This is a genomic window from Roseicyclus sp., from assembly GCF_965662675.1.
Taxonomy (GTDB): Bacteria; Pseudomonadota; Alphaproteobacteria; order Rhodobacterales; family Rhodobacteraceae; genus Roseicyclus.
Genome location: NZ_CBFIIK010000001.1, coordinates 72050 through 88692 on the forward strand (window position 1 = coordinate 72050; position 16643 = coordinate 88692).

Here is a 16643-nt window from a genome sequence, read left to right on the forward strand (position 1 = left end):
GTTCTCGCGGTGATGTCGTGCAGCCCGACTGCACAAGATGACCGCAGCTTTCCGCCGCTTGACGCCACCTTGTCGGGGCAGGAAGCACGGCTGCTCTTCGGCGCGGCGGCAATGCCCGATGGGGGCCAAAGCGAGGTGATCGGCAGCTATGCGCAGGGCTGTCTGGCAGGCGCCGAACGCCTGCCCGAGACGGGGCCGACATGGGCCGCGATGCGGCTGTCGCGCAATCGCAACTGGGGCCATCCCGAATTGATCGATTTCGTGGAGGATTTCTCGCGCCGGGTGGCTGAACAAACGCCGTGGCGGGGGGTCTATGTCGGCGATCTGACGCAGCCCCGTGGCGGGCCGATGCTGTCGGGCCATGTCAGCCACCAGTCGGGGCTGGATGCCGATATCTGGATGCTGCCGCCCACGCGCTTTGACTTATCGCCGGCTGAGCGTGAGAACCTGTCCTCGATCTCGACCCGCTCTGCCGGGGGCGCGCGGGTGGGCGAGAACTGGACGCGCACGCATATGGAGGTGATGCGGCTGGCCGCCACCGACCCGCGCGTGGCGCGGATCTTCGTCTTTACCGGGGCCAAGGTCTGGATGTGCGACAACGCCAGGGGCGACCGGGATTGGTTGCGCAAGATCCGGCCTGCCGTGGGACATCATTTCCATTTCCATGTGCGACTGAATTGCCCGTCCGGGTCGCGCGATTGCGTGCCGCAAGACGCCCCGCCCGAGGGTGATGGATGCGATGAGGCACGCGCCCGCGCCGAGGCGATACTGAACCCACCGCCGCCTGACCCGAATTACGTGCCGCCGCCGCCGCGCCCGCCAATGACGGTGGCCGATCTGCCCCGCCAATGCGCGGCGCTTTTGGCCGATCTTTAGCGGCCGGGTATTTCGCCGCGGCGGCCCGAGAGCGTCCAGCCATCGATGATGGCCAGCGCGTCTTCGGCGGTTTCGGCAAAGCGGAAGAGTTCCAGATCGGCGCGCGCGATGGTGCCCGCCTCGGCCAGCGCCTCCCAGTTGATCACGCGTTGCCAAAAGCTTTCGCCGAACAAGATCACGGGCACCTGCTCCATCCGGCCGGTCTGGATCAGCGTGATGCTTTCGAACAATTCGTCCAGCGTGCCGAAGCCGCCGGGAAAGACCGCGATCGCCTTGGCGCGCAGCAGGAAATGCATCTTGCGGATGCCGAAATAGTGGAAGTTGAAGCACAGATCGGGGGTAACATAGGCGTTGGGCACCTGTTCATGGGGCAGCACGATGTTGAGCCCGATGGAGCAACCGCCCGCTTCCGCCGCGCCGCGATTGCCTGCCTCCATCACGCCGGGGCCGCCGCCTGTGACAATGACATTCTCGGTGCAGTTGCTTGCGACCGAACGCTCGGTGATGGCGCGGGCGAAACGGCGCGCTTCTTCATAGTATTGGGCCATGGAATGGGCGGGGCCTGTGCCTTGCGCTTCGGGGCTGGGAATACGCGCGCCGCCGAACAGCACCACGGTCGAGCGGATGGCACGCGCGTCAAGTTCCAGCTGTGGTTTGAGCAATTCCAGGTGCAGCCGCACTGGCCGCAACTCGTCGCGCAACAGGAAATCGGGGTCGGCAAAGGCCAGCCTGTAGGCGGGCGATTTCGCCTGCGCGGTGTCGGGAGCATGGCGGGCGGATTCGAGATCCTGCTCGGCGTGGCGGAATGGTCCTGGCCGGGGGTCTTCGGTCATATCCTGTCCTCTTGCACTGGTCCTGTCCTGACCTAGCAAGGCCGCGCCGCGATTGCCAGCACAGGGCGCGCCCGTTATAGCCGCCAAAACCCGTTTATCCCGCAGGAGATCATGCCCATGTCCAACGCCGCGCTCGAAACCGCCATCGAAGCCGCCTGGGAGGCGCGCGACCAGATCACCCCAGCCACCAAGGGCGAGACCCGCGATGCGATCGAGGCGACGCTGAGCGCGCTTGACAGTGGTAGCTTGCGCGTGGCCGAGCGTCAGGCTGATGGCCATTGGCATGTGAACCAATGGGCGAAGAAGGCCGTTTTGTTGGGCTTCCGCCTCAAGGATATGGAGATGCAGCCCGGCAGCGCGCAGGGCGGCAGCTGGTGGGACAAGGTCGACAGCAAGTGGAAGGGCTGGGGCGAGGGCGAATGGAAAGCGGCGGGCTTCCGCGCTGTTCCGAACTGCGTCGTGCGCCGGTCCGCCTATATCGCGCCGGGCGTGGTGTTGATGCCGTCTTTCGTCAATCTCGGCGCTTATGTCGACAGCGGCACGATGGTCGACACTTGGGCGACAGTGGGCTCTTGCGCGCAGATCGGCAAGAACGTGCATCTGTCGGGCGGTGTGGGCATCGGCGGCGTGTTGGAGCCGATGCAGGCGGGCCCCACGATCATCGAAGATAATTGTTTCATTGGCGCACGCTCCGAGGTGGTCGAAGGTTGCATCGTGCGCGAGGGGTCGGTTCTGGGGATGGGCGTGTTCATCGGCCAGTCGACCAAGATCGTCGACCGCGAAACCGGTGAAGTCATGTATGGCGAAGTGCCTGCGGGGTCGGTCGTGGTGGCGGGTTCGATGCCGTCCAAGAACGGCGTGAACCTTTATTGCGCGGTGATCGTGAAGCGGGTGGACGAGCGGACTCGCTCCAAGACTTCGATCAACGAGCTGCTTCGGGATTGATCGCCGCGGCGGCGCGCCTTTGCGGTGCGCCGCTTCTAGCGCAACCGCTCCAAAAGCCGGAGTGAGGCAAAGCCATCCGGCACCATCCCGACCGACGCCTGAAAGCGGCGGACCGAGTCGGCGGTCTGCGGTCCGATGATCCCATCGACCGCGCCGCTGTGCAGGCCGCGCGCGACAAGGCGGCGTTGAAGCTCTTCGCGCTCGGCGCGGCTCAGGCCGCGTTCATCGCGCGGCCAAGCACCACGGAATGGTCCGGCCCCCGCGATCCGGTCGGCCAGATGCCCGATCCCGATCACATAGGCGTCCGCAGGGTTGTAGCGTTCGATGACATGAAAATTGTCGAAGATCATCAACGCCACGCCGCGATGCCCGGCAGGCAAGAGGATCGAGGCCTGCCCATGATCAGGCACTTGCCCGCCATCGGCCAGCCGCACCCCCTGACGCCGCCAAAAGCCCGCGCCGCGCTTGGTTCCTTCGCCTGTGAGGCCGTAGTCGAAACCTTGCGGCAGAACCACCTCCACCCCCCAAGGCTGGCCCGTGGTCCAACCATGATGGCGCAGGTAGTTGGCGGTCGAGGCCAGCGCATCGGTCGGATCATCCGACCAGATATCGCGCCGCCCATCGCCGTTGAAATCGACGGCATGGGCCAGATACGAGGTCGGCATGAATTGCGTGTGCCCCATCGCGCCCGCCCATGAGCCGGTCATCTGGCGGGGGGCCACATCGCCCGCCTGCAAGATACGCATCGCCGCGATCAACTCGGCCTCGAAGAAATCACGCCGGCGCCCTTCATGGGCCAGCGTCGCCATGGCGGTGATGATGTCGCTGTTGCCGCGCATCGCGCCATAGGCCGATTCGAGCCCCCAAACCGCCAGCACCACCTCGGCCTCGACGCCGTAGCGGCGTTCGATCCGGGCGAGCGTATCGGCATGGCGTGCCATTGCCGCGCGTCCATTGCTGACCCGCACATCCGATACCGCACCATCGAGATATTCCCACAAGGTGCGCGAAAACTCTGCCTGATTGCTGTCGCGGTTGATGACGCGTGGATTGACGACGACACCGGCAAAGGCGCGGTCGAAGGTTTCGGGCCGAATGCCTTGGGCCAAGGCGCGATTGCGGAAAGCAGCGCGCCATGCGGTGAAATCCGCCTGAAAGACGACAGCCTGCGGCTCGGGTACGGCTGTTCCGGGCGCGATCCGCAGCATGGGCCGCAAGGAGCGGCTGACCGCCAAGGGCGTGCCTTGGCTAGAGGCGGTCACAACTGTCAGACCGGCTGTCGGGCGCAATTCGGGCCGCTGCGATTGAAGCGGCGGCAAGGCAAACGCGGGCATAGCCAGCGTGATGGTCGCGATGCATGCGGCGATCAGGTCTTTGCGCATCAGATGGCTCGGTGTTTTGATTGTTTCTGCCCTGGCGACAATATAGCCGATCGTGGCGCATCTGTGCAGGGTGCTTGCGCGCGATTTCTCTGCACCGCGCCGCGCCCTTCCACTGCTCTTGGCCGGATTTCGCCCGTCAGCCCCGTCGCGATGGCGCTTTTTTGCGCAGGCTTCCGCGTTTCTTGGCCATTTGTCCGGCCTTGCGCTGCGGGCTGCCACGGTATTTGCCGCCACCTCGACCCCGGCGGACCGGGCTTTGGCGTCCCTCGATTTCCAGCAGTTCCAGCAACAAACCGCCCGTGACGGGCACAGCCTCGGCCAGTTTGACCTTCACCCGGTCCCCGATGCCGATGGTTAGCCCCGACTCGGCCCCCATCAGGGTTTGGCTATCGGCGTCATGGTGGAAATATTCCTGCCCCAGTGCGCGCATCGGCAAAAGCCCATCGGCGCCCGTCTCGTCGAGCTTCACGAAAGCACCGAAGCGCGCGATGCCGGAAATCCGTCCAGTGAAGGTGCTGCCCACGCGGTCCGACAGATAGGCGGCCAGATAGCGGTCATTGGTGTCGCGCTCGGCCGCCATCGAGCGGCGCTCGGTGTCCGAGATATGCTTGGCGGTGTCCTCCAGCGCCTCGGCCTCTTCGAGCAGCAAGCCGTCTTTGCCCCAGCCATGTGCGGTGATCAGCGCGCGATGCACGACCAGATCGGCATAGCGCCGGATGGGCGAGGTGAAATGGGCATAGGCCCGCAGCGCCAGACCGAAATGGCCGAAATTCTGTGGGAAATAATAGGCCTGCTGCATGGCGCGCAGGGTGGTGATGTTGATCAGCTCCGCGAAATCGCCGCCTTGGGCCTGTTCCAGCAACCGGTTGAGCTGGCGGGTTTGTAGCACCTGCCCCTTGGCCAGTGAAAAGCCGCTCGCCTCGGCGGTTTCGCGCAAGGATTCCAGCTTTTCGGGGCTGGGTTCCTCATGCACACGGAACAAGAGCGGCTGACGGCGGGCCAGCAGCTCCTCGGCGGCGGCGACATTGGCCAGCACCATGAATTCCTCGATCAGCTTATGGGCGTCGAGCCTGTCTTTGAAGCCGACCGACACCACCTCGCCCGCGTCGTTGAGAGAAATCTTGCGCTCGGGCAGATCAAGTTCGAGCGGTTGACGATGCGCGCGCGCCTTTTTCAGCGCGCCATACGCCGCGAAGAGCGGGCGCAGCACGGGATCGAGCAAGGGGGCGGTCTCGTCATCGGGTGACCCGTCGATGGCCGCTTGCACGGCCTCATAGGCCAGCGAGGCCCGCGAACGCATCAAACCGCGCACAAAGCGGTGGCCGATCTTGTTGCCTTCGGCGTCGATCACCATGCGCACGGCCATACAGGCGCGCGGCACATGGGCGTGCAGCGAACACAGATCGCCCGAGAGCGTATCGGGCAGCATCGGCACCACGCGGTCGGGGAAATAGGTCGAGTTGCCGCGTTTCTTCGCCTCGTGATCCAGCGCCGATCCGGGACGGACGTAATGGGCGACATCGGCGATGGCGACCCAGATCACATGTCCGCCGGGGTTTTTGGGGTCGTCATCGGGATGCGCCAGCACCGCATCGTCGCGGTCGCGCGCATCGGCGGGGTCGATGGTGACAAGGTCCAGATCGCGCAGATCCTCGCGCCCCTTCAGGCCCGCAGGCTTTGCCGCGTCAGCCTCGGCCATGGCGGCATCGGGAAAGGCGTCGGGTATGCCATGTTCGGCGATGGCGATCAGGCTGACGGCGCGCGGCGCACCCGGATCGCCCAGCCGGGTGACGATGCGCGCGCGGGGGCTGCCCATGCGGGCCTTGGGGCCGATCTGTTCAGCCTCGACCAACTCGCCGTCGCGCGCGCCATGGGTTTCACCCGGCCGCACCAGCCAATCACGATCCGAGCCCTTGGCGATCGGCACAATGCGTCCGCCTTCGGCGTTGGCGCGGAACACGCCCAAGACGCGCGCGGGGTTGGTGCCGATCTTGCGGATCAGCCGCGCGATATAGTGATGCTCTTCGCCCGCGACCTCTTGCAGGCGGGCCAGCACGCGGTCGCCAGCCCCAAGGCCGGGGTCTGTGGCGCGCGCCGAAAACAAAATCCGCGGCATCGGCCCCTCGCCTGCCCATTCCAAGGGGCGTGCGAACAAATCGCCCTGCGCGTCGGGGGCCAAGATCTGCAACACCGCCACAGGCGGCAGGCGGTCAGCGTCAAGATAGGTTTTGCGCCGCTTTTCCAGATGCCCCTCTGCTGCAAGCTCTTTGAGCATGTGCTTGAGGTCGATCCGCTTTGCCCCCTTCACTCCAAAAGCTTGCGCGATGTCGCGCTTGGAGGTCGCGTGGGGATTTTCGGAAATCCACGCAAGGATCTGTTCTTTGGTCGGAAGCTGGGACATGGCGCTGGCCTATCACGCGCGCGATTGGGCGTCATGCGCGAAATCGGCTTGCGATTGCATGTTGGGCGCGCATCCCATATCTCGTTGCGCAACGGAAAGACCCGGAGCGATGTGCTTATGAACTGGATCACCAATTACGTCCGCCCCCGGATCAACTCGATCTTCTCGCGGCGCGAGATGCCCGAGAATCTGTGGTCCAAATGCGATGAATGCGGCACCATGCTGTTTCACCGCGAATTATCCGAGGCGCTGAATGTCTGCACCAATTGCGGGCATCACATGGCGATCACGCCGCGCGCGCGGTTCGAGGCGCTGTTCGACAACGGCATCTTCACCGAAGTTGCGGTGCCCAAGCCCATCGACGACCCGCTGAAATTCCGCGACCAGAAGAAATACCCCGACCGCCTGAAAGCGGCGCAGAAATCCACCGGCGAGGCCGAGGCGATGCTGGTCGCCGAAGGTGAGATCGGGCGCACCCCCATCGTGGCGGCGGCGCAGGATTTCAGCTTCATGGGCGGGTCCATGGGGATGTATGTGGGCAATGCCATCGTCGCGGGCTGCGCGCGGGCGGTGAAACTCAAGCGGCCCTTCGTGCTGTTCTCGGCGGCGGGCGGCGCGCGGATGCAGGAAGGTATCTTGTCGCTGATGCAGATGCCGCGCTCGACCGTGGCGATCCAGATGCTACGCGAGGCGGGCTTGCCCTATATCGTGGTCTTGACCCATCCGACCACCGGGGGGGTCACGGCCTCCTACGCGATGTTGGGCGATGTCCAGATCGCTGAACCCAATGCGCTGATCTGTTTCGCGGGGCCGCGCGTTATCGAGCAGACCATCCGCGAGAAATTGCCCGAGGGCTTTCAACGCGCCGAATACCTGCTTGATCACGGGATGCTCGACCGGGTGACGCCGCGCGGCAAGATGCGGGATGAGTTGATCGGGATTATCCGCATGTTGACCGGAATGCCGCCTGCTGTGGTCGCCGATCTGCCCAGCCCCGACACCTCTGATGAGGCGGCGATCACATCGTGAGCACACAGCGCTCCGACATCTTGCTTGAGCGCATGATGTCCTTTCATCCCAAGATCATCGATCTGACGCTGGATCGGATGTGGCGCATCTTGGCTGCGCTCGACCACCCCGAGCGGCGTTTGCCGCCTGTCATCCATATCGCGGGGACAAATGGCAAGGGATCGACGTTGGCCATGATCCGCGCGGGCCTCGAGGGGGCCGGGCATGTCACCCATGCCTATACCAGCCCGCATCTGGCGCGGTTTCACGAACGTATCCGGCTGGCAGGTCAGTTGATCGACGAGGATGTCCTTTCCGACACGCTCGACCGCTGCCTTGCGGCCAATGGCACGGATGCGATCACCTATTTCGAGATCACGACCGCCGCTGGCCTTTTGGCCTTTGCCGAAACACCGGCTGATTACACGCTGCTTGAGGTCGGTTTGGGTGGGCGGCTTGACGCCACCAATGTGATCGGTGATCCCGCCCTCTGCGTGATCACCCCGGTCGATATGGATCACCAGCAATTCTTGGGCGACACGCTGGGCCGGATCGCGGGCGAAAAGGCGGGGATCATCAAGCGCCGTGTGCCCGTCATCGTGGGCCGCCAGCAAGACGAAGCCTTGGAAGTGATCGAGGCGCAGGCCGCGCGCCTGTCCGCCCCAGTTTTTGCCTATGGTCAGCATTGGCATGTCTGGGCCGAAGCCGGGCGACTGGTGTTCCAAGACGAAAACGGCCTGCTCGATCTGCCCATGCCGGCGCTTCTTGGGGCCCATCAGGTCGAGAATGCGGGTATGGCGATTGCAGCACTGCGCGTGCTTGGTAAAGGCGAGGCGGCTTGCGAGGCCGCGATGACGCAGGCCGTGTGGCCCGCCCGGATGCAGCGTTTGCGCCGTGGGCCGCTGTTCGATATCGCGCCGCAGGCCGAGCTTTGGCTTGATGGAGGCCACAACCCGCATGCTGCGCGCGCCATCGCGACGCTTTTGGCGGGTATGCCCAAGCGGCCCACGCATCTGATTTGTGGGATGCTCAACACCAAGGATGTGACGGGCTACATGATGCCCTTGGCGGCGGTGGCCCAAAGCCTTCATGCCGTGTCGATCCCCGGTCAAATGGCGACGCTGTCGGCCAGCGAAACGGCCGATGCCGCCACGCGCGGGGGGCTGTCGGCAGTGCAGGCCGATAGCGTCGCCGCCGCGTTGCGCGCCATCGTGACACAAGACCCAATGGCGCGGATCTTGATCTGTGGTTCGCTTTACCTTGCCGGTGAGATACTCAAGGAAAACGGCTAGGCACGCACGGCCCTTGACCTGCGGCGCCAAGGGGCCACACTCGGGACCATGTTGATTGCCCGTAACATCAGTTTTTGCCTTGCCGCCATGCTGGTCGCGCTGCCCGCGCAGGCCGCGCGGTTGCAGTTTTGCTGGATCGGCGCGACTGGCTACACGATGGAGGGCATCATCGGCTTTCCCGAGAGCTTGCTCGATACCGGCATCATCACCGAGAAACAGGTGACCGAGTTCCGCATCCAAGGCTATCATGAGGGCGTGCCCATCGGGTTCTGGTCGCTGTCGATGCTGACGCCCGAAACATCGTGGACGCTACGCTTCGATACCGACAGCTTGGCATTTCCCATGGGCGGATCGCGCGAGCAGCAGACATATCAAGAATGGAACGCCAATGGCGAAGTGAATGATTGCGGTGCCAGCGGCGGGTTTGGTTTCAACGGCGGCAACTGGGCGCAAGATATCTGTATCGACAACACATGGATTTCCGACAGCTCAATCGATCCCTTCACCCCCTTGCCTGCCTTTGGCATGGATGTGCGGCTAAGCTGCGATCCGCTGGTGCCGATCAGCTGAGCGCGTCGCGCCCCGCGCCCCAGTCAGCGCCCTGCATCTCGCGCAGGCGGCTGGCCGTGCGCTCGAACTCGAAACTGCCTGCCCCTTCGAGGTAAAGCCTTTCGGGAATATCCTCGGCCGAGGCGATCAGGCGCACTTGCCCCTCATAGAGCGCGTCGATCAGGGTGACAAAGCGCTTGGCCTCGTTGAACTTGCTGGCGTCCAGTCGCGGGATGCCCTCCAGCACCAGCAATTTCACCGCCCCCACCAGCGCAAGGTAATCGGCGGGCCCCAAGGGCTGGCCGCACAGATCCCAGAACGACGCCCGCGCCATCCCTGCCCAATAGCGTGGCAGTTTGACCTCGCGGCCCTTGATCTCGAGGCAAAGCATCTCTTGCCGCCCGCCGGTCAGATCGCGCCAGACCGCGTCGATGGCGCGGGTCGCTTCGGCACCAAGCGGCGCGAAATAGACCTGCGTTCCGGCTAGCCGATCTTGGCGGTAATCAGTCATGGAGTCGAGTTGATCGACCTCCAGCCGGTCCTCGATGAGTTTGATGAAGGGCAGAAACAACTGGCGATTCAACCCATTCTTGTAAAGCTCGGACGGGTGGCGGTTCGAGGTGGTGACGATGATCACACCCGCCGCAAAGAGTTTCTCGAACAGCCGCCCCACGATCATCGCGTCGGTGATGTCGGTGATCTGCATCTCGTCGAAACACAACAACCGCAGATCGCGGGCAATTTCCGCGGCCACGGGTTTGATCGCGTCCTCGACCCCGGTCTTGCGCGCCTCATGGAGCGCCGATTGCACCTCTTGCATGAAGGCGTGGAAATGGACGCGGCGTTTTTGGGTGGTGGGGGCGTGCTGAAAGAACAGGTCCATCAGCATCGACTTGCCGCGCCCGACCCCGCCCCAGAGGTAGATACCTTGCTTGCCGGTGGGTTCGGGTTGCTTGAAGAAGCGCGCCAAGAGCGATGCGCGCGGCTTCGGGTTCACCTCAAGCGTTTCGCGCAAGCTTTCCAGCCGCATCAGTGCCGCGCGCTGGGCCGGGTCGGGGCGAAGCAGCCCTTCGGCCACGCGGGTGTCGTAGATTGCTTGGAGATGCTGTCCCATATTCGCCTGACTACATCGAAATTCCCGCAGGGTTAAGCGGGTCTTGCAGGGCCGCGTTGGGCGTGATTGGGTCGCACCGAGCTGAGGGGAAACGTGCCATGACCCGCCAAGACAATATGTTCACGCCGGTGCTGATCGGTTCGTGCATCATCATCATGATCTGCTTCGCCGTCCGGGCGAGTTTCGGGGTGTTTCAGATCCCCATCGCCGAGGAATTCGGCTGGCTGCGGGCCGAGTTTTCGCTGGCTATCGCGATCCAGAACCTTGCTTGGGGCATCGGCCAGCCGATCTTCGGCGCCATCGCGGAACGGTTCGGGGATCGTAAGGCGATCTTTCTGGGCGTGATCCTTTATGCCGCCGGGCTGGTGTTTTCGGCCTATGCGATCACGCCGGGCCAGCATCATCTGCTTGAAATCCTTGTGGGGTTCGGCATCGCGGGCACGGGGTTCGGCGTGATCTTGGCCATCGTGGGGCGCGCGGCATCCGACAAGAATCGTTCGGTTGCACTTGGCATCGCAACGGCGGCAGGATCGGCGGGGCAGGTGTTCGGCGCCCCCTTGGCCGAGGCGCTGTTGTCGGTTTTTGCGTGGCAAAGCGTGTTCTTGATCTTTGCCGGTATGATCATGGCGACGCTTTTTGCCCTGCCGATGCTGCGCGCGCCGATCCGCACCGCCAAGGCCGAGATCGAGGAAAGCATGGGCCAGATCGTGGGCCGTGCAATCCGCGATCCGTCCTTTGCGCTGATCTTCATCGGCTTTTTCTCCTGCGGCTATCAGCTTGGCTTCATCACCGCACATTTCCCGGCCTTCGTGACCGAGTTATGCGGCCCCATCGCGCCCGGATCGCTCTTGCATGGCATGGGGATCACGACGACTTCGGCGCTGGGGGCGGTCGCGATCTCCCTTATCGGGCTTGCCAATATCGTGGGCACGATCACCGCCGGCTGGCTTGGGAACCATTTCCCCAAGCGCTATCTTCTGGCGTTGATCTACACGGGCCGCACGATTGCTGCGGGGCTGTTCATCATCCTGCCGATCACGCCCGAGACAGTCATCGCCTTTTCCATCGTGATGGGCGCGCTGTGGCTGGCGACCGTGCCGCTGACAAGCGGTCTGGTCGGCCAGATCTACGGGTTGCGCTACATGGGCACACTTTACGGGCTGGTGTTCTTTTCGCACCAGCTGGGCAGCTTCATCGGCGTTTGGCTGGGGGGCGCGCTATACGACATCTACGGGGACTACACCGCCGTGTGGTGGATCGGTGTCGCCGTCGGCGCGCTATCGGCCATCGTGCATCTGCCGATCAAGGAAACGCCGCTGAAGGATCGTATGCAAGCCGCGGCCGCCTAAGGGCGACCGCCGCGTTTACGCTCAGCCCTTGAGACGGCGGTTGCGCGACGCGATCAGCTTCAGCCGCAGCGCGTTGAGCTGGATAAAGCCCTGCGCGTCTTTCTGATCATAGGCGCCTGCGTCTTCTTCAAAGGTCACATGGGCCTCGGAATACAGGCTGCGGTCCGACCAACGCGCGACGGTGCGCGCCGAACCTTTGTAAAGCTTGACCCGCACCGTGCCCGAGACATGCTCTTGGGACGTGTCGATCAGGGCTTGCAGCATCTCGCGCTCGGGCGAGAACCAGAAGCCGTTATAGATCAGCTCGGCATAGCGCGGCATGATCGAATCCTTCAGATGCCCCGCACCTGAATCCAGCGTGATCTGTTCGATCCCACGATGCGCCTCGAGCAAGATCGTGCCGCCGGGGGTTTCGTAGATCCCGCGCGACTTCATGCCGACAAAGCGGTTTTCTACCAGATCAAGGCGACCGACGCCGTGCTTGCCACCCAACTCGTTCAGCTTGGTCAGGATCGTGGCGGGCGACATGGCCACGCCGTTGATTGCCACCGCATCGCCGCGTTCGAAGGTGATTTCCACCATTTCTGCCACATCCGGGGCATCCTCGGGGTGGACGGTGCGCTGATAAACGTAATCGGGCGCTTCCTCACCGGGGTTTTCCAGCACCTTCCCTTCGGAAGAAGTGTGCAGCAGGTTCGCATCGACGCTGAACGGCGCCTCGCCGCGTTTGTCCTTGGCGATGGGGATCTGGTTGGCCTCGGCAAACTCCAGCAGCTTGGTGCGCGATGTCAGATCCCACAGCCGCCAAGGTGCGATCACCTTGATCTCGGGGTTCAGCGCATAGGCCGACAGTTCGAACCGCACTTGATCGTTGCCTTTGCCGGTCGCGCCATGGCTGACGGCATCGGCCCCGGTCATCGCCGCGATCTCGACCAGCCGCTTGGAAATCAGCGGCCGCGCGATGGAAGTACCAAGCAGGTACAGCCCCTCATACAGCGCATTGGCGCGGAACATCGGAAAGACGAAATCGCGCACGAATTCCTCACGCAGGTCTTCGATGAAGATGTTCTGTGGCTTGATGCCCAGCATCTCGGCCTTGGCGCGGGCGGGGTCCAACTCTTCGCCCTGACCCAGATCGGCGGTGAAGGTCACGACCTCGCAGCCATATTCCGTCTGCAGCCATTTCAGGATGATCGAGGTGTCGAGGCCGCCGGAATAGGCAAGAACAACCTTCTTGGGTGCGGACATTTGCGGGCTCCGTCGGATGCAGGACTAACGGCGCGGCGATATCGGGTTTTCTGGCGGGGGGCAAGGTGAGCGGGCATAACTGGCGCTGGACTCGGGCCAAGAGTTGCGGCAGGCCAGTGAGATGAATGATTTCGCCGACCACGCACGGGCCACGACACGCGCTTTGCGCGATCTGTTCCCGCCCACACCTTTGCAGCGCAACGCGCATCTTTCCGAGCGTTTCGGGGCCGATATCTGGCTCAAGCGTGAGGATTTGTCGCCAGTGCGCTCCTACAAGTTGCGCGGTGCCTTCAACGCCATGCGCAAGGCGCTGGCCGCCGACCCCACGCGGCGTGATTTCATCTGTGCGAGTGCGGGCAATCACGCGCAGGGCGTCGCCTTTGTCTGTGCGCATTTCGGGGTGCGCGGGCGCATCTTCATGCCTGTAACGACGCCCGAACAGAAGATCATGAAAACCCGCACATTCGGTGCTGGCACGGTCGAGATCGTGCTGACGGGAGATTTCTTCGATGAGACTCTGGCCGCCGCAAAGGCGGAATGCGGCCGCACCGGCGCGCATTTCCTGTCGCCCTTCGACGATGCCGATGTGATCGAGGGCCAAGCCTCGGTCGCGGTGGAAATGCTTGACGAGATGGGCCGCGCGCCTGATCGGTTGATCTTGCCTGTGGGCGGCGGCGGTCTTTCGGCGGGGATGATCTCTTATCTCGGTGCGATGGGCGCAAAGACCGCCCTGACGCTGGTGGAACCGGCGGGGGGCGCCAGTCTGACCGCCGCACTGGCGCATGGCACGCCCACGACGGTGCCGATCACCGACACCTTCGTCGATGGTGCCGCCGTGGCGCGGATCGGTGACCTGACCTTTCAGGCCTTGCGCAATGTGGCACCCCAAGATGTGCTGATCGCGCCCGAGAACCGCATCTGCATCACCATCCAAGAAATGCTGAACATCGAAGGCATCGTGTTGGAACCCGCCGGTGCGCTGTCGGTCGATGCGTTGGGCCAGATCGCCGATCAGATCGCGGGCCAAACGGTGGTCTGCGTGACATCGGGGGGAAATTTCGATTTCGAGCGGCTGCCCGAGGTCAAGGAACGCGCGCGCAAATGGCAGGGGTTGAAGAAATACTTCATCCTCCGCCTGCCGCAGCGCCCCGGTGCGCTACGCGATTTCCTTGATATGCTTGGGCCGGGCGACGATATCGCGCGTTTCGAATATCTGAAAAAGAACAGTCGCAATTTCGGCTCGGTCCTGATCGGGATCGAAACCGATGATCCGGCGAATTTCGATCGCATGGTCGAGCGGGTGACCGCGCGCGGTTTCGGGTTCCGCGATATCTCGCAAGACGAGGTTTTGTCGGATTTCCTGATCTGAGGCGCGGACCCTCAGATATTGTTGGAAAGCCCCGGTATCTCGGTCGCGATCGCGATGATCGCCGTGGCGAAGGCATCGGCGACGGCGGCGATGTCCGGCGTTTTGCCGACACGACAAGCCGCCTCGGCGGCGTTGCATGCCGCGACCATCTCCGACAGGCCGAGATTGGCTGCACTGCCGCGCAGAAAATGGAAATCCGCGCCCGTGGCGGCGTTGGGATCTGCGGCCAAAACAACCAGACGCTCGCGCATTTCGCTGACAAACAGCCGGGCCACATCTGCGAAATCGGCCTCGCCGATATCGGCGCGCAGGTCGTTCAACCTTGTCCAGTCGATCATGGTGTTGCCCCTCTTGGCCGATAGCCGGGGGATAGCCACCCAAGTGTTAAGGTAACCTTGCCTGCGCGCTATGAGATCGGTCGCATTTTCGTTTTCACCAGCTGTTAATCCGGGTCGGTGCAACTGGGCCTTCCGATCCTTTTCGCGTGTTCCCATGCTGCATCAACCCGACCGGCTGACATGGCCTTTGACCGATCCGACCGCCACGCCTCAGCGTGTGCTGGTGCTTGATGACAGCCGCGCGCAGCGGATGCTTCTGGTCGCGCTGTTGCGGCGCTGGGGGCATGAGGTGGTGGAATGCGACACGCCCGAAGCGGCCTTGGCCGCTGCGACCGACCCTGAAATCGGCTTGGTGATCAGCGATTGGGTCATGCCGGGGCTGACCGGGCCGGAATTCTGCCGTCGGTTGCGCGGCTTGCGGCGCGAGGGGTATGTTTATGTCATCTTGCTGACCTCGCGCAGCGAAGACAGCGCGCTGACCGAAGGGTTGGAGGCCGGGGCCGACGATTTCCTGACCAAGCCCGTGCGCCCGCCGGAATTGCGCGCGCGCCTGACCGCGGGCGCGCGGATCGTGGCGATGCAGCGCGATCTCGTGCAGAAGAATCAGCTCTTGTCGGGTGCCTTGGGTGAGTTGCGCACGCTTTACGACGCGCTCGATCATGATCTGGACGAGGCGCGGCGGCTGCAATGCTCGCAGATGCAAGAGCGGTTTCGCCGCTTTGGCGCGGTCGATGTGTCCCTATGGCTCAAGGCGTCGGGCCATATCGGTGGCGATATGGTGGGCTGCTTCCCTGTCGATCAGCGCGTTGTGGGTCTGTTCGGTCTCGATGTGTCGGGGCATGGCGTTGCGGCCGCGATGATCGCGGCGCGTGTTGCAGGTATTCTGAGCGCGGCGACCCCTGATCAGAATATCGCCCTGACCCGCGGGCGTGACGGTGCGCTTTGCGCCTTGGCCCCCCATGTCGCCGCCGCGCGATTGAACAAGATGATCCTGAACGAGATCCGGTCCGAGCGGTATTTCACCCTTTTGCTGGGCTTTCTCGATCTGGTCACGGGACAGTTTCAGCTGGTGCAGGCGGGCCATCCGCATCCGCTGATCCTGCGCGCCGATGGCGGGGTGGAATGGGTTGGCGATGGGGGGCTTCCGATCGGCTTGATCGACGGGGCGGCGTATCACAGCACCCAATTGCACCTTGGGCCCGGCGATCGGATGCTGATCTGTTCGGATGGGTTGCTCGAATGTCCGGACCCGCATGGTCACACCCTGGACGAGGGGGGGCTGATCCAGCTAGTCCGCGAATGTGCCCATCTGCGCGGTCCGCGCTTTCTGGCCGCGCTCGAGGCGGCACTGGCGGGTTTCGCCGGGACGGAGGTTTTTCCCGACGATGCCTCGGCCGTGTTGGTGGAGTTGCACGATCTTGCGCGCTAGCGCGCCCGTGCCGCCCAGACCTGACGCAAGAAATGTCGATCGCCCGACACCGCCAGCCGTTCCGCTGCGACATCCCAAGGCAGGAACACGGCGCTATGCCCCGCTTCGGTCGGCGCACCGCGGCGCGGGCCAAGCTGCGCATAGTAGATGTGACAGAGTTTCTGCGCATGCATGTCGTATTCGGGCATGTAGACATAGCGATGGAACATGCCCAACCGCCGCGCGGCATGGATGCGGTAGCCGGTTTCTTCCATCACCTCGCGGTAGAGCGCGCGCAAGGGCGGCTCGCCGGGGTCGATGCCGCCGCCGGGCAGTTGCAGTTCGGGGCGCGGCTCTTCCTGAAAAGTGGCAAGGATGCCGTCGCCCGCATCGATCACCGCATAGACGCCCGGGCGTGGGGTGTAGCGGCGGCCCGGCTCGGGCCATTGGCCGAAACGTCTGTTCATCTGGCCCTCCAATTCCTGCGCCCTTTCTGCCAGAGGTGGGACCAAGGCGAAATCCCCCCTCTCG

15 protein-coding genes are annotated in these 16643 nt (G+C 63.7%); 8 read left to right on the forward strand and 7 right to left on the reverse strand.

All coding sequences use genetic code 11. The features are described 5' to 3' along the window. The first annotated feature begins 12 nt into the window (after positions 1–12). Positions 13–876, forward strand: a complete 864-nt coding sequence (mepA, locus tag ACTG4J_RS00310; RefSeq protein ID WP_439136545.1) for a penicillin-insensitive murein endopeptidase — start codon at positions 13–15, stop codon at positions 874–876. Here the strand turns inward: mepA and ACTG4J_RS00315 are convergent. Beyond that, positions 873–1709, reverse strand: a complete 837-nt coding sequence (locus tag ACTG4J_RS00315) for an LOG family protein (RefSeq protein ID WP_439136482.1) — start codon at positions 1707–1709, stop codon at positions 873–875. The genes mepA and ACTG4J_RS00315 overlap by 4 nt on opposite strands. A 117-nt stretch (positions 1710–1826) precedes the next feature. Between ACTG4J_RS00315 and dapD the strand changes: the two genes are divergently transcribed. After that, positions 1827–2654 carry a 2,3,4,5-tetrahydropyridine-2,6-dicarboxylate N-succinyltransferase gene (gene dapD, locus ACTG4J_RS00320; RefSeq protein ID WP_439136484.1) on the forward strand — a complete coding sequence of 276 codons (828 nt, stop codon included), beginning with the start codon at positions 1827–1829 and terminating at the stop codon, positions 2652–2654. 35 nt (positions 2655–2689) lie between these two features. Here dapD and ACTG4J_RS00325 read toward each other — a convergent pair whose 3' ends face one another. Further along, positions 2690–4036, reverse strand: a complete 1347-nt coding sequence (locus ACTG4J_RS00325) for a lytic murein transglycosylase (RefSeq protein ID WP_439136486.1) — start codon at positions 4034–4036, stop codon at positions 2690–2692. Positions 4037–4172: 136 nt separating this feature from the next. Continuing rightward, the gene (rnr, locus tag ACTG4J_RS00330) at positions 4173–6437 is read right to left on the reverse strand and encodes a ribonuclease R (protein ID WP_439136488.1); all 2265 of its coding nucleotides are present in this window, start codon (positions 6435–6437) and stop codon (positions 4173–4175) included. A gap of 117 nt (positions 6438–6554) precedes the next feature. Between rnr and accD the strand changes: the two genes are divergently transcribed. From accD to ACTG4J_RS00345, 3 genes are read left to right on the forward strand one after another with little or no spacing between them, the layout of a single operon-like run. Beyond that, on the forward strand, positions 6555–7466 hold the full coding sequence (gene accD, locus ACTG4J_RS00335; protein ID WP_439136490.1) for an acetyl-CoA carboxylase, carboxyltransferase subunit beta: 912 nt from the start codon (positions 6555–6557) through the stop codon (positions 7464–7466). Between the two features lie 32 nt (positions 7467–7498). Continuing rightward, positions 7499–8737 (forward strand): bifunctional folylpolyglutamate synthase/dihydrofolate synthase, encoded by a 1239-nt coding sequence (locus ACTG4J_RS00340; protein ID WP_439136546.1) that lies wholly within the window; start codon positions 7499–7501, stop codon positions 8735–8737. A gap of 48 nt (positions 8738–8785) precedes the next feature. Continuing rightward, positions 8786–9307: a hypothetical protein gene (locus tag ACTG4J_RS00345; RefSeq protein WP_439136492.1), complete on the forward strand. Its 522-nt coding sequence runs from the start codon at positions 8786–8788 to the stop codon at positions 9305–9307. Here ACTG4J_RS00345 and zapE read toward each other — a convergent pair. After that, positions 9300–10400 carry a cell division protein ZapE gene (zapE, locus tag ACTG4J_RS00350; protein WP_439136494.1) on the reverse strand — a complete coding sequence of 367 codons (1101 nt, stop codon included), beginning with the start codon at positions 10398–10400 and terminating at the stop codon, positions 9300–9302. The two genes, ACTG4J_RS00345 and zapE, sit on opposite strands and share 8 nt — an antisense overlap. A 98-nt stretch (positions 10401–10498) precedes the next feature. Here zapE and ACTG4J_RS00355 point away from each other — a divergent pair, with 98 nt between their 5' ends. Next, positions 10499–11749: an MFS transporter gene (locus ACTG4J_RS00355; RefSeq protein WP_439136496.1), complete on the forward strand. Its 1251-nt coding sequence runs from the start codon at positions 10499–10501 to the stop codon at positions 11747–11749. A gap of 21 nt (positions 11750–11770) precedes the next feature. On the opposite strand, the gene ACTG4J_RS00360 is transcribed toward ACTG4J_RS00355, so the two are convergent. Continuing rightward, positions 11771–12997, reverse strand: coding sequence for an argininosuccinate synthase (locus ACTG4J_RS00360; RefSeq protein WP_439136498.1), 1227 nt, complete (start codon positions 12995–12997; stop codon positions 11771–11773). Positions 12998–13118: 121 nt separating this feature from the next. Here ACTG4J_RS00360 and ilvA point away from each other — a divergent pair, with 121 nt between their 5' ends. After that, entirely contained in the window at positions 13119–14366 is a 1248-nt protein-coding gene (ilvA, locus tag ACTG4J_RS00365) for a threonine ammonia-lyase IlvA (RefSeq protein WP_439136500.1), read from the forward strand. A gap of 11 nt (positions 14367–14377) precedes the next feature. Here ilvA and ACTG4J_RS00370 read toward each other — a convergent pair whose 3' ends face one another. Beyond that, on the reverse strand, positions 14378–14704 hold the full coding sequence (locus tag ACTG4J_RS00370) for an Hpt domain-containing protein (RefSeq protein WP_439136501.1): 327 nt from the start codon (positions 14702–14704) through the stop codon (positions 14378–14380). 154 nt (positions 14705–14858) lie between these two features. Between ACTG4J_RS00370 and ACTG4J_RS00375 the strand changes: the two genes are divergently transcribed. Beyond that, positions 14859–16133, forward strand: coding sequence for a PP2C family protein-serine/threonine phosphatase (locus tag ACTG4J_RS00375; RefSeq protein WP_439136502.1), 1275 nt, complete (start codon positions 14859–14861; stop codon positions 16131–16133). Here the strand turns inward: ACTG4J_RS00375 and ACTG4J_RS00380 are convergent. Next, complete coding sequence (locus tag ACTG4J_RS00380) at positions 16130–16579, reverse strand: NUDIX domain-containing protein (RefSeq protein WP_439136503.1); 450 nt, start codon at positions 16577–16579, stop codon at positions 16130–16132. The genes ACTG4J_RS00375 and ACTG4J_RS00380 overlap by 4 nt on opposite strands. Positions 16580–16643: the final 64 nt, after the last annotated feature.